General features: G+C 73.6%; 9 protein-coding genes. 6 read left to right on the top strand and 3 right to left on the bottom strand.

Features of this window, described 5'->3' with window-relative positions; genetic code table 11:
* Positions 1-46 precede the first annotated feature (46 nt).
* Positions 47-1,330 (top strand): adenylosuccinate synthase, encoded by a 1,284-nt coding sequence (locus ASC60_RS00590; RefSeq protein WP_055545581.1) that lies wholly within the window; start codon positions 47-49, stop codon positions 1,328-1,330.
* A gap of 56 nt (positions 1,331-1,386) precedes the next feature.
* On the opposite strand, the gene ASC60_RS00585 is transcribed toward ASC60_RS00590, so the two are convergent.
* The gene (locus tag ASC60_RS00585; RefSeq protein ID WP_055545579.1) at positions 1,387-3,216 is read right to left on the bottom strand and encodes a DUF4328 domain-containing protein; all 1,830 of its coding nucleotides are present in this window, start codon (positions 3,214-3,216) and stop codon (positions 1,387-1,389) included.
* Between the two features lie 53 nt (positions 3,217-3,269).
* A complete protein-coding gene (locus tag ASC60_RS41975; RefSeq protein ID WP_055545577.1) occupies positions 3,270-5,735 on the bottom strand; it encodes a serine/threonine-protein kinase in 2,466 nt (821 codons plus the stop codon).
* A 265-nt stretch (positions 5,736-6,000) separates the two neighbouring features.
* Here ASC60_RS41975 and ASC60_RS00575 point away from each other — a divergent pair, with 265 nt between their 5' ends.
* From ASC60_RS00575 to ASC60_RS00565, 3 genes are all read left to right on the top strand, one after another.
* Entirely contained in the window at positions 6,001-7,371 is a 1,371-nt protein-coding gene (locus ASC60_RS00575) for an aspartate aminotransferase family protein (protein WP_055545575.1), read from the top strand.
* 177 nt (positions 7,372-7,548) lie between these two features.
* On the top strand, positions 7,549-8,235 hold the full coding sequence (locus tag ASC60_RS00570) for a GntR family transcriptional regulator (protein ID WP_055545573.1): 687 nt from the start codon (positions 7,549-7,551) through the stop codon (positions 8,233-8,235).
* A gap of 105 nt (positions 8,236-8,340) precedes the next feature.
* Positions 8,341-8,991 (top strand): hypothetical protein, encoded by a 651-nt coding sequence (locus ASC60_RS00565; RefSeq protein ID WP_055545571.1) that lies wholly within the window; start codon positions 8,341-8,343, stop codon positions 8,989-8,991.
* Between the two features lie 11 nt (positions 8,992-9,002).
* On the opposite strand, the gene ASC60_RS00560 is transcribed toward ASC60_RS00565, so the two are convergent.
* Positions 9,003-9,761 carry an SLATT domain-containing protein gene (locus ASC60_RS00560; protein WP_055545569.1) on the bottom strand — a complete coding sequence of 253 codons (759 nt, stop codon included), beginning with the start codon at positions 9,759-9,761 and terminating at the stop codon, positions 9,003-9,005.
* Between the two features lie 254 nt (positions 9,762-10,015).
* Between ASC60_RS00560 and purD the strand changes: the two genes are divergently transcribed.
* Positions 10,016-11,278: a phosphoribosylamine--glycine ligase gene (purD, locus tag ASC60_RS00555; protein WP_055545568.1), complete on the top strand. Its 1,263-nt coding sequence runs from the start codon at positions 10,016-10,018 to the stop codon at positions 11,276-11,278.
* A 260-nt stretch (positions 11,279-11,538) separates the two neighbouring features.
* Positions 11,539-13,389, top strand: coding sequence for a hypothetical protein (locus ASC60_RS00550; protein ID WP_055545566.1), 1,851 nt, complete (start codon positions 11,539-11,541; stop codon positions 13,387-13,389).
* Positions 13,390-13,514: the final 125 nt, after the last annotated feature.

The following is a 13,514-nucleotide window of genomic DNA, read 5'->3' as shown; positions in this document are numbered from 1 at the left end:
CCACCACGCACGTTGGACATGCCCCGCCCGGAAGGGGTGTACGCCTGTGCCCGCACTTGTGCTGCTCGGTGCTCAGTGGGGTGACGAGGGCAAGGGAAAGGCCACCGACCTGCTCGGTGGTTCGGTTGACTACGTGGTCCGCTACCAGGGCGGCAACAACGCGGGCCACACGGTGGTGGTCGGCGACCAGAAGTACGCCCTCCACCTGCTCCCGTCCGGCATCCTCTCGCCCGGATGCACCCCCGTCATCGGCAACGGCGTCGTCATCGACCCCGCGGTCCTGCTCTCCGAGCTGAGCGGGCTGAACGAGCGCGGCGTCGACACGTCCAAGCTGCTGATCAGTGGTAACGCCCACCTGATCACGCCGTATCACACCACCATCGACAAGGTGACGGAACGCTTCCTCGGGAAGCGGAAGATCGGCACCACCGGCCGTGGCATCGGCCCGTCCTACGCCGACAAGATCAACCGCGTCGGCATCCGGGTCCAGGACATCTTCGACGAGTCGATCCTGCGGCAGAAGGTCGAGGCCGCGCTCGACTTCAAGAACCAGGTGCTCGCCAAGCTCTACAACCGCCGCGCCATCGCCGTGGACCAGGTGGTCGAGGAGCTGCTGGGGTACGCGGACCAGCTCGGCGGCTACGTCGCCGACACCACCCTGATCCTCAACAACGCCGTCGACCAGGGCCAGGTCGTGCTCTTCGAAGGCGGCCAGGGCACCCTGCTCGACGTCGACCACGGCACGTACCCCTTCGTCACCTCCTCCAACCCGACCGCGGGCGGTGCCTGCACCGGTACCGGCGTCGGGCCGACGAAGATCAGCCGGGTGATCGGGATCCTCAAGGCCTACACCACGCGCGTCGGCGCGGGCCCCTTCCCGACCGAGCTGCTGGACGAGGACGGCGAGAAGCTGCGCACCATCGGCGGCGAGCGCGGTGTCACCACCGGCCGCGACCGGCGCTGCGGCTGGTTCGACGCGGTCATCGCGCGCTACGCGACCCGGGTCAACGGGCTCACCGACTTCTTCCTCACCAAGCTCGACGTGCTCACCGGCTGGGAGCGGATCCCGGTGTGCGTGGCGTACGAGATCGACGGCAAGCGGGTCGAGGAACTGCCGTACAGCCAGACCGACTTCCACCACGCCAAGCCGATCTACGAGACGCTGCCGGGCTGGTCGGAGGACATCACCCAGGCCAAGACCTTCGACGACCTGCCCAAGAACGCGCAGAAGTATGTGCAGGCGCTGGAGGACATGTCCGGCGCGCCCATCTCGGCGATCGGCGTCGGCCCGGGCCGCGACGAGACGATCCAGATCAACTCGTTCCTCTGAGCCCGGTCCGGGGACCGCGACCGCGGCCCGCACACCCTGTGCGGGCCGTCGTCGTATCACGCCACGGGCGGGCCGAAGACACCGGCGGGCACCGGCGGTTGCTGCCGCCGCGCCGCCCGCCGCCTCTCCTGCATCCCGGTCAGCTTCACCACCACGACGACGGCCAGCGCCGCGGCCAGCAGCGAGACGACGTCGTCCGCGATGTGGCCGGCGACCCCGATCCGCCGGTCCTCGTTCTTGCTCTCGACGCTGGCCTCCAGCAGACCGGCGAACGGGGCGGAGAAGCACATCATCACGAAGAACATCCACCACCAGTGCAGCGCCGCGCGGGACCTCCGGCCGGGGCCCGGGGGAGTGCTGCCGGTCCAGACGTCGTTCGCGATCTGCTTGGGGATCCACAGCATCGCGACCGGGATGAACCACGCCCCGACGGCGTAGCCACTGCCGAACCGCAACCGGCCGGGGGACAGCACCGTGGCGTTGATGTACGTACGCCGGAACCACACCAGCCACAGCACGATGAGCGCGATCACGCACGTGCCCAGCGCGCCGTCCAGCGAGCTGATCGCCGCCGCCCTGCGGCCGACCGCGGCGGCGGATCCCTCGTCGTCGGCCAGGTCGCGGAGCGCGCCGAACTGCGACATCCGCAGATACAGATCGCTGATCGTCAGCAGCATCCACAGACTGAACACGCCCACCAGGGCGTTCCCCAGCGCACGCACCGAGCGCACCTTCCCGGCCTGCTCCGGCGGAACGGCCGGTGCCTGGTAGCCGCCGCCCTGCCGCGCCCACGGCCCGCCCGGCTGCTGCGCCATGGGCCCCGCGGCCCCGGCCATCGGGTACCCGGACGCCGCCGGGCCGCTCGGAGCGGCGTAGGCGGAAGGCGTCTGGGGAGCGGCGTACGCGGACGGGGTCCGGGGAGTGGCGTAGGCGCTCTGCTGCGGGGCGGGCGCCGGGGCCGTCGCCTGCTGGTACGGGTTCTCGGCCTCCAGCAGCTGCAGCGCGTCCCGGCCGAGCCGGGCCAGCAGCCCGCCGGGCAGCCACGGCTCGGCGGGATCGGGCGCGGCCGCCTCGGTGTACGCGATGAGGTCCGGCACCGAGGGCCGCTGCGTGGGGTCCTTGCTCAGACAGGCGCTCACCAGGCTCAGCAGCCCCTCGGGCAGCCCGTCCAGATCGGGTTCCTCCTGGGCTATTCGGTATATCAGGGCGTGTATGCCGCTGTCCACCCGGCCGAACGGCTGCCGCCCGGTGGCCGCGAACGCGAGCACCGACCCCAGGCAGAACACATCGCTCGCCACGGTCACCGTCTCGCCGCGCACCTGCTCCGGCGACATGAACCCCGGCGAGCCGACGACCGCGCCCGTCACCGTCAGATTGCTGTTCCCGCCGCCCACCGCGTCCAGGGCGCGGGCGATGCCGAAGTCGATGACCCGCGGGCCGTCGATCGTGATCAGGATGTTGGACGGCTTGAGATCGCGGTGGATCAGCCCCGCGCCGTGGATGTCGCGCAGCGCCAGCGACAGGCCGTGCGCCAGGACCCGCACCGACTGCTCGGGCAGCGCCCCGAAGCCCTCGGCCACCACCTCGTGCAGGGACGGTCCACCGATGTACCCCGTGGCCACCCAGGGCACGGCGGCCTCGGTGTCGGCGTCGAGCACGGGCGCGGTCCACTGGCCGCCCACCCGTCTCGCCGCCTCCACCTCACGCTCGAAGCGGCCCCGGAAATCCGGTTGCCGGGCGAGTTCGGCCTGCACCAGCTTCACGGCGACGGTACGGCCACGGGCCGAACGGGCGAGGTACACCTTGCCCATTCCGCCCTCGCCGAGCCTGCCGAGCAGTTGGTACTCGCCGATCCACCGCGGGTCCTGGGCCCCGAGGTTCTCCATCGCGGTGTGGCTCCTGTCCGTGTGCCGATGGTCCCCGTACGCCGATCGGCCGATCAGTCCAGACGGGTGAAGGTCTGGGTCATGGTCTCATCGCTGAAGCTGTCGGGATCTTCATACACGACGCGCAGCTTGTCCTTTCCAGACGCCGTGAAAGTAAGCGAGGTTCCCGATTCGCACAGATCCTCCGGAGTGGCCTTCGTGATCTTGACGGGGCTCAGCACCAGGCCCTTTCCGACCGAGGCCAGCATCCGCTTGCCCTCGCAGTGGTACTTGCTGCTGTCGCCGATCTGCTCGGCCACCGCGGTGCCGATCGCGCCCTGACTGATCGTCAGTTTCCGGGTGGCGCCCTTCTCCCCGAACGCGTCCTTGGCCAGCCACGTGCCCTCGTAGACGGCCGGTACGGGCGCGTCCCCGGTCTTCGAGGGGCGCAGCGTCGCCTCCGCGGAGCCGTCGGTGGTGCTCCACGCGAGCGAGCCGTCGTCCCCCAGCCGCAGGGTCTGCTCCCCGACGGCGCCGCACGCCTCGTCCGGGACGCTGACCGACACGTCCTCGTCCTCGATCACCAGCAGGCTGTCCGCCGACTTGAGGGTCGCCGAACTCCGGCAGAACTTGTCCGGCTCGGACATCATCGTGTCCGCCACCGACGAGCCGACCGCGCCCTGGGAGAGGACGATCCGGCGGATCTTGCCGGTGGCGTCGCCGTCCTGCTTGATCTCGCCCTCCCAGGCGCCCAGATAGCTCTGCGGCACGTCCCCGGTCGAGCCCAGCGCGGTGGACGACGGCCCCGGCGACCCCGAACCCCCGCCGGGCGCCTTCGACTTCGCCGGGCCCGCGGCGGGCGCGGTGTGGGTCGCCTTGTCGTAGTCGGTGGCCTGCTCGCCCTTGTCGTCGTTGGACTTGACCACGGCGACGGCCGCCGCCCCGGCGATGAGCAACGTGGCCAGCGCGGCCGACGCGACGACGACCGTCTTACGCCGCCCCCGCTGCCGGGGCTCCGGCGCCCCGGGGGCGTTCGGGCCACTGGGGCCGCCGGGGCCGCCGGGGCCGCCGGGTGTCGTGGGCGGCCCGAACGACGTGACCTCGGGCGGCCCGAACGCCTGCGGCGCGCCCTGCGGCGACCCGGCCCCGTACGGCCCGGCGCCCTGCGGCCCGCCCTGCGGCGGCGTGGCCTGCGGCGGCGTGGCCTGCGGCGACCCGGCGGCCTGCGACCTCGCGGCGTGCGCCCCGGCGGCGGCCTGCGCCTCGCCCTGCGGGCCTGCGGCCGGGCCTGCGGCGGCGTACGGGCCCGCGCCCTGCGGCTCTCCCTGCGGCGACCCCGGTCCCGGCTGCCCGCTCTGCGGCGGCCCCGCGGCCGGGGCTGCGTCCTGGCCGGGACCCGTCGCCGGAGCGTCCGGCGCCTCCTCCCGCCCCTCCGCCGTCCGTGGCGGGGCGGACGGGGGCCGTGGCGGGGTGGCCGCCGGGGGCGGGCTGCTGGGCGGGGTGCTGGGCGGGGGCGGGGCCAGGGGGTACGACGTGGCCGACGGCGGCCCCGGTGGCGGCGGCGGGACGGCGCCCGCCGTCGGCGGGAGCGGCGGCGGGGCGGGCACCGCGGGCCGTACCGGGGACGCGGGCGTCTCCACGTCGAGCAGCTGCACCGCGTGGCGGCCGAGTTGGGCGACGAGGCCGCCCGGCAGCCAGGGTTCGGCGTCCGCGCCCGCCTCGCCCTCCGGACCGGCGGTGCGGTCCAGCAGCGCGTCCAGGCCGGGGCGTTCCTCCGGGGTCTTCCGCAGGCAGTCGGTGACCAGCTCGCGCAGCCCCTCCGGCAGCCCGGTCAGGTCGGGATCCTCCTGGGCGATGCGGTACATCACCGCGTGCACACCGCTGTCGGCGGTGCCGAAGGGCTGGCGGCCGGTGGCGGCGAAGGCGAGCACCGAGCCGAGGCAGAAGACGTCGCTGGCGGGGGTGACGCGTTCGCCGCGCACCTGCTCGGGCGACATGAAGCCCGGTGAGCCGACGACGGCGCCGCTGCGCGTGAGGATGCCGTCGGTGACGGTCTCCAGGGCGCGGGCGATGCCGAAGTCGATGACGCGCGGGCCGTCGATGGTGATGAGGACGTTGGAGGGCTTGAGGTCCCGGTGGACGAGACCGGCGCCGTGGATGGACCGCAGGGCGCGGGTGAGGCCGTTGCCGAGGATGCGCACGGTCCGCTCGGGCAGGGGACCGGACTCGGCGACGATGGAGTGCAGCGAGGGCCCGGCGATGTACCCGGTGGCGACCCACGGGGTGGCGGCCTCGGTGTCCGCGTCGAGCACGGGGGCGGTCCATTCGCCGCCCACCCGCTGGGCCGCCCGCACTTCCTGGGTGAACCGCCGCCGGAATTCCGCTTGCTGCGCGAGTTCGGTCTGTACGAGCTTCACCGCGACCGTACGGCCCCGCGCCGAGTACGCCAGGAACACCCGGCCCATGCCGCCTGCGCCCAGCCGCCTGAGCAGTCGGTACTCGCCGATCCAGCGTGGGTCTTCCGCCCCCAGGTCTTCCATGCTGACGAACGTCCCTTCCCTGATCCCCCTGATCAGCCCCCAGGAGAGAATAAGGGCGGCTGGGAGTGAAGTGGACGACGCGGGCGATCCGTTACCGGTTCCGTATGCGCGCCCCGCGGACACGAGGGCCCACCGGCGCACCGCGCCCCCCGACACACTGCCGGGTCACCGGGCCGAAGCCGTACACCTTGGCGGTGTGCGGCCGGTCCGGGGGCTCCGTACGCTGGGGGCACCCCAGACCCGCGAGCGATCCGAGGTAGCGAACGTGTCCGTGCAGCCCACGCACCCCAGCCCCGATCCCGCCGCCGGCGCCGCCGTCAAGGCTGCCGACCGCGCCCACGTCTTCCACTCCTGGTCCGCGCAGGGGCTGATCGACCCGCTCGCGATCGCGGGCGCCGACGGCTCGTACTTCTGGGACTACGAGGGCAACCGCTACCTCGACTTCAGCTGCCAGCTGGTCAACACCAACATCGGCCACCAGCACCCCAAGGTCGTCGCCGCGATCCAGGAGCAGGCGGCGAAGATGTGCACGATCGCGCCGGGCTTCGCCGTCGACGTACGGTCCGAGGCGGCGCGGCTGGTCGCCGAGCGCACCCCCGGCGACCTGGACAAGATCTTCTTCACCAACGGAGGCGCCGAGGCGGTCGAGAACGCGGTCCGCATGGCCCGGCTGCACACCGGCCGCTCCAAGGTGCTGTCCGCCTACCGCTCGTACCACGGTGCCACCGCCGCCGCGATCAACCTGACCGGCGACCCGCGCCGCTGGCCCTCCGACACCGCATCCGCCGGTGTCGTGCACTTCTGGGCGCCGTTCCTCTACCGCTCGCCGTTCCACGCCGAGAACGAGGCGCAGGAGTGCGAGCGCGCGCTGCGTCACCTGGAGGACACCATCGCGTACGAGGGCCCGTCCGGCATCGCCGCGATCATCCTGGAGACCATCCCCGGCACCGCCGGGATCATGGTGCCGCCGCCCGGCTATCTGGCCGGGGTCCGGGAGATCTGCGACCGGTACGGGATCGTCTTCATCCTGGACGAGGTGATGGCGGGCTTCGGCCGCACCGGCCACTGGTTCGCGGCCGACCACTTCGGCGTCACCCCGGACCTGCTGACCTTCGCCAAGGGCGTCAACTCCGGCTATGTGCCGCTCGGCGGCGTCGCCATCTCGGCCGAGATCGCCGCCACCTTCGACCAGCGGCCCTACCCGGGCGGCCTCACCTACTCCGGGCACCCGCTCGCCTGCGCCTCGGCCATCGCCACCATCAACGCGATGGCGGAGGAGGGCATCGTGGAGAACGCGGCCGCGATCGGGGAGAACGTGATCGGCCCGGCCCTGCGGGAGATCGCCGAGCGCCACCCGTCGGTCGGCGAGGTGCGCGGTCTGGGCGTCTTCTGGGCGCTCGATCTGGTCAAGGACAAGGAGACGCGCGAACCGCTCGTCCCGTACAACGCGAGCGGCCCGGCCAATCAGCCCATGGCCGACTTCGCGGCCGCCTGCAAGCGCGGCGGGCTGTGGCCGTTCGTGAACATGAACCGCACGCACGTGGTGCCGCCCTGCACGGTCACCGAGTCCGAGGCCAAGGAGGGGCTGGCGATTCTGGACGAGGCGCTGAACGCGGCGGACGCCCACACCGCGTAGCCGCGTCCTCACCGATACGTCACGTCCTCTTCACGCCCCATAGCCACATATAGGCGTCCGGTGTAGACCACCACCTGACTCTGCGTACTTTGCGCAACGGCCCTCGCATATCGTGATGCGAGGGCCGTCCGCTTCCGGATGACATGACACGACGGCCGCGGAAGGAGACGGTCCTCGATGCCCGTGCCCGGCACCAGCCCGGTCAAGCGGAACACCCTGCGGCAGCAGATCGCCGACGCGCTGTGTGACGAGGTGCTCGCGGGCAGACTGCCGGCGGGGCGGCAGTTCACCGTCAAGGAGATGGCCGACCACTACGGCGTCTCCGCGACCCCGGTTCGCGAGGCCCTGCTCGACCTGTGCTCCCAGGGGTTGCTGGACGTCGAGGAACACCGGGGCTTCAAGGTCCACGAGTTCACCATCAAGGACTTCCGGCACATGGTCGACGCCCGCAACATGGTCGTCGAGGGGCTGTTCCGGCGTGCCGTCGAGCAGACGCTGAGCACCATGAACCCGCAGTCCCTGGCGTCGGTGCGGCGCCGGGCGGAGGCCGCCGAGCGGGCTGCCCGCGCCGGCGACCTCGACATCCTCATCGGCTACGATCTGCGCTTCTGGCGCGAGATCTGCGGGCTGGTCGGCAACCCGTACATCACCGACTTCCTGCAGCGGCTGCGGATGCAGACCTGGGTCTTCACCGTGCCCTATCTGCGCCGGGTCCCCGATCTGCGCGGCGAGCTGTGGGCGGGCCACTGCGAGCTGACCACGGCCGTCACCCGTGGTGATCCCACGGCCTCCGAGCGGCTCATATCGGCGTACAACGCGCACTTCCGTGCGCTGATCGAGCGGTTGGTGACCGGCACCCCCTGAGACAACCCCCGGGGGTGAGAGCCGCCGTTGGCGCTCTTCGCGTCGCGTACCCGGGGCACTACGCTGAAGCGACCAGCGACCATACGGATACGAGAGTGAGATCGCGTGGCCTGTGACCTCTGGCTGGTCCCCCTCGTCGATGTGCTGTGCCACAGCCCCGACAATCCCTTCGCCGACGAGATCGCAACCTACGACAAGGCACTGGGTGAGGCCGGTCTGCCGCCGGTGCCCGTCCTCGGCTATATGCCGGGCCTGTCCGGGGACGTCGCCCCGGTAGCGGGATTCGACTACGACGCGCTCCACTTCCTGCGCCGCGCCTACCTGCTGCAGCTGTGCGGCCTCGAGGTCGCCCCGGTCGACGAACTCGGCGGGGACTACGAGCAGTTGCTGGAGATGTTCGAGCCCACGGCCCAGCAGTCGCACCTGGTGTGGCACTACGACCACGCGGGCGCCTACGTCCCCGTCGACTTCCCCTCCCCGCTGTCCAACGACGAACTCATGGAGGGCGGCGGCCCTCTGGGGTCCAGTCACGGGCTGCTGCGCGAACTGGAGGCCGTCGCCCCGGCGCTCGGCATCGACCCGGGCAACCCCCCGGCCGCCCCCACGCCCCCCGCCCGGCCGACCAGCCTGGAGGAACCGGCCGCGCCCGGACCGTACGAGGACAGTCCGTTCGCCCGCGAGCGCCATGTCTGGCTGGGGCTGCACGCGGCCGCGACCCGCAGCCTGAGCCAGGGCTCGATGATCCTCTTCAGCTGAGCCGCCCGGCCTCAGCGGGGCGGCTCGGGAGGACGCTGCCGCGGCATATTGGGCCGGGTGCTGCCCGGCGGCAGCGGAAAGCGGTGCGCGGGGCTCCCGCTGTCCGGGCGGGAGCCCTGGGCCACCAGTGACCGGGTGAACAGCGAATGGGTGAACATCGGCGCCGACCCCGAGCCGAAGTCCACCATCCAGCCCGCGGTCTCCGTCCGCACCAGCTCCGAGACGTCCTCGCAGAACCGCCGCAGCACCGCCAGACACCGCTCCACCGCCTCGGACGCGGTGCCCTCCGTCGGGCCCAGCACCTCCCGGACGCTCTCCGACGCCCAGTCGAACTGCAGCGACTCCAGCCGCCGCTGCACGGCCTGCGCCGTGGCCACGTCCCGCATCCAGCCGGACGTCAGCCCGAAATACCGGTCGCAGCCCACGCACGCCACGGCCAGCAGCAGCGCCAGCGCGCCCCACCCGGCCCCGGCGCCCAGCACCCCGTTCAGCTCCAGCAGCGGCAGCACGGCGCCCGTCACCGCCCCCGCCGCGGCCCCCGCCCGCAGCGCCCGGGCGGCCCGCCGCTTCCACAGCCGGTCGACGAGGTACCAGTCGCCCACCCGCAGCGCGCCCTCCTCGACCCACCGGTACAGCTCGTCCAGGCGCTCGGCGGGCTCCCCCCAGTCGCCGTGCGGGAACGGCCGGCCGATCAGGTCCTCCCGCGCCGGCCCGCTCCTCGCACCCTCCTGCCGAGGGAGTTCCTCGGGCTGCATCTCCGGCTGACTCACCCGTGCGCTCCCTCTGCGGCGGCGTTGCTCCTGGCGCGCGGCTGGCGCGCGACGACCATTCCTACCGCCGAACGGCTGGCCACGCGGCCACGATCACGGGTATTCCGCCCGTAAGTGGTGGACATCGGATATAGGGCCCCATTCCCGCTCACCCGAAAGAGTGCCCGCCCGCCCCGCCCCGCGTCCTGACCCGCCCGTCCCGCCCTCCGACCCGGCCGGGCCGCCCGGACGGGGGAGGCCGTAGGGTGCCTACCGTGAAGGTCCTCGTCATCGGCGGCGGCGCCCGCGAACACGCCCTGTGCCGCTCCCTCTCCCTCGATCCCCACGTCACCGCCCTGCACTGCGCGCCCGGCAACGCCGGCATCGCGGAGGTCGCCGAGCTGCACGCCGTCGACGTCCTCGACGGCGCCGCCGTCGCCGACCTGGCCGCCGCGCTGGAGGCCGAGCTGGTGGTCGTCGGCCCGGAGGCGCCGCTCGTCGCGGGCGTCGCCGACGCCGTGCGCGCCCGGGGCATCCCGGCCTTCGGGCCGTCCGCCGAGGCGGCGCGGCTGGAGGGGTCGAAGGCGTTCGCGAAGGACGTCATGGCCTCGGCCGGTGTGCCCACCGCCCGCGCCTACGTCTGCACCACCCCCGCCGAGGTCGACGAGGCCCTGGACGCCTTCGGCCCGCCGTACGTGGTCAAGGACGACGGCCTCGCCGCGGGCAAGGGCGTCGTGGTGACCGGCGACCTGGCGGCGGCCCGCGAGCACGCGCTGGCCTGCGGACGCGTGGTGATCGAGGAATTCCTGGACGGCCCCGAGGTGTCGCTGTTCGCGGTGACCGACGGCGAGACCGTGGTGCCGCTCCAGCCCGCCCAGGACTTCAAGCGGGCGTACGACGGCGACGAGGGCCCGAACACCGGCGGCATGGGCGCCTACTCCCCGCTGCCCTGGGCCGACCCCGCCCTGGTCGACGAGATCGTGGCCACGGTCTGCCAGCCCACCGTCGACGAGCTGCGCCGCCGCGGTACGCCCTTCTCCGGGCTGCTGTACGCGGGGCTCGCGATCACCTCGCGCGGGGTACGGGTCATCGAGTTCAACGCGCGCTTCGGCGACCCGGAGACCCAGGTCGTGCTGGCCCGGCTGAAGACCCCCCTGGCCGGGCTGCTGAAGGCCGCCGCGACCGGTGCGCTGGCCGCCGAGCCGCCGCTGCGCTGGAGCGACGGCGCCGCGGTGACCGTCGTGATCGCCTCGCACAACTACCCCGGCACCCCGCGCACCGGCGACCCGATCACCGGGCTGGACGAGGTGGCCGCGCAGGACGGGCCCACGGCGTACGTGCTGCACGCGGGCACCCGGCGGGACGGCGCGTCCGGCGACGTGGTGAGCGCGGGCGGCCGCGTGCTGTCCGTCACCGCGTCCGGCTCCGACCTGGCCAAGGCCCGGGAGCGGGTGTACCGGGCGGTGTCCCGCATCGGGCTGGACGGCTCACACCACCGGACCGACATCGCGGCGAAGGCGGCCTCCGACGGCGTCTGAGCGCACGGATCCCGCCCTCTGAGCGCGGTGGCCCCACCCGAGCCCGACCGGGTTCCCAGTTCCGCTCAAGGCCATTCCATCGGGTGAGGGCTTCCGCATCCTGCTGACGCACGCCCGCCCTCCAACTACTGTGCCGCTCAGGCGAGGTGCGGCAACTGGCCCATCGGCATTGCGGAGCGGGCGGCCGGTGCCACAGTGGGGGGGATAGACGAACGCCGCCGTCGTCCGCTGTTCAACCACCGGCCGGACAGGAGGGGGTGATGAGAACCGTGGCAGGTCCGGAAGCAGGAGCACTGGCGGCACGCGCCCGTGCCCTCGCCGTACTGCGTATCCGGGGCGCCGCGCTCGCGGTCGCCCTCCTTCCGGCCGCGGTGGCGGTCGTGCTGCTGGCGGGCGGCGCCACCGGGCGCATCGGCGGCGGTTCGCACGACGAGGGCTGGACCGCGCTGCGCTGGGCGGTGGTCGGCGGTGCCCTGCTGGTCCTGCTGCTGGCGGCGGCGGTGGCCGCCGTGATCGTCCGGGCGAAACCGGCGCTGACGCCCACGGTCCCCATCGCCGAGGAGACGGCCCCGGACCTGTACCGGCTGGTCCGCGACCTGGCGGAGCGGCTGGAGGTGCCCGCGCCCTCCGCCATAGCGCTCACCCCGGACTGCGACAGCTGGCTGGAGGACCGCACGCATCCGGCGCATGAAGGCCGCCCGGGCGAGGACCGGCCCCCGCCCGGGGCGTCCCGCGCGGTGCACACCGTGGGGCCGTCGGCCACGGACCGGGCGGACCGTCTCGGAAGCGGCCGCTCCCGGGCGGACCGGCAGGAGCGCCGTGCCCCCCGGGCCCCGGTCCTGGTGATCGGCTCGCCCTTCCTGTGGTGGATGCGGGTCGCCGAGCTGCGCGCGCTGCTCGCGCCCGTGGTGGCGGGCACCGGCCCCTCCGTCCACCCGGACATAGCCGCCGCCCGCCGCTTCGTGCGCGGGCTGGACGCCGCCGTGGCCATCGCCGCGTCCGGCGACGACGACCCGGCGAGCGGCGGCGGCACCGGCAGCCCGCTCGGCCGGGCCGTCCGCCGCCCCGCCCTCGCCTTCGTCGGCTGGATCGCCCGGCTGCTGCTGCGCGGCTGCCGGGACCACGCCGCCCAGATGGAGCGCGCGGTCGCCGCGGCCGCCTCCGAGCGGGCCCAGGCCGTCGACTACGGGCTGCGGATCGTCGCCCAGGAGCAGGTGGGCCTCGCCTACGCGGGCTGGGACCGGCTGCTGACCCGGGTCGCGCTGCCCGCCTGGCGGATGGGCCGCTGGCCGTCCCGGCTGGACGCGGGCGTGGTGTCGGCGCTGACCGAGCTGTCCCGCCGGGACCGGCTCGCCGAGGGGTTCGCCTCCCGGCTCAGCGAGCGGCCCGCCTGCGATCTGCTGGAGGAGCCCGGCCTGATCGACGAGGCCACCTCGCTGCTGGCCGCGCGGCTCTTCCACGGCGGCCCCCCGGAGCCCGGCCCGGACTGGTCCCCGGTCGACTGGGGGCAGTATCCGGAAGAGGTCGTGGACCGCAAATGGCGCCAGGAGGCGGCCCGCCTCCACCGCGTCCTGGAGGAGCGCACGGATCCCTCCGGCCCGCCGCCGGCCCCCGCCGGCACCCCCATCCCGCCGACCCTGGCCCGGGTCATGGACCGGCTCACCGCCACCACCCCCGACGGCGCGGCCACCGGCGCGGACGGCCTCGGCGAGGATCTGGCGGCCCGGCTCACCGTGGAGCTGGCCCGTGAGGAGGCCGCCGCCCACCGGGCCACCGCACAGGCCCGCCAGGCCCGTACGGCGGAGGGCGCGGGCGGCGACCCCTGGATCGACGGCTTCGCGCCGCTGCTCCCGCTCCAGCCGCCCCGCACCGGCCGTGAGCTGCTGGCCGACCACGTGACCGCGATGGTCTGCTGCGCCGCCGTGGACACCGCGGGCGCGGCCCCCGGCCTGGACTGGCTCGACGGCCCGGCGCTCCTGGTGGCCGGCCGCCGCCGCGCCGATCTGTCCCATCCGGTGCTCACGCTGGTGGAGGACGGGGACGCGGCCCCGCTGCGCAGCTGGCTCGCCGAGGTCGGCGTCCGCCCCGAGAAGCCGGTGCGGCTCGTCTGATTCGTCCCCGTCGGCCCGGAATCATGGCCGATAAATGGTTTTCGTTTGGTGAATTCGCAACGATCGGTGACGGGGTGAGTGCGTAATGTGATGTGCTGGGGCCGGTCGCTGCCACCCGGCCCAGC

Source organism: Streptomyces sp. NBRC 110028 (assembly GCF_001417735.1).
Taxonomy (GTDB): domain Bacteria; phylum Actinomycetota; class Actinomycetes; order Streptomycetales; family Streptomycetaceae; genus Streptomyces.
Note: the sequence above shows the minus strand (reverse complement) of the source record. Positions and strands in the feature narration are given on the sequence as shown.

Coding starts and splice junctions, on each gene's coding strand:
- ASC60_RS00585 (WP_055545579.1), bottom strand. CDS start 3,216: ATGGAGAACCTCGGGGCCCAGGACCCGCGGTGGATCGGCGAGTACCAA.
- ASC60_RS41975 (WP_055545577.1), bottom strand. CDS start 5,735: ATGGAAGACCTGGGGGCGGAAGACCCACGCTGGATCGGCGAGTACCGA.
- ASC60_RS00570 (WP_055545573.1), top strand. CDS start 7,549: ATGCCCGTGCCCGGCACCAGCCCGGTCAAGCGGAACACCCTGCGGCAG.
- ASC60_RS00550 (WP_055545566.1), top strand. CDS start 11,539: ATGAGAACCGTGGCAGGTCCGGAAGCAGGAGCACTGGCGGCACGCGCC.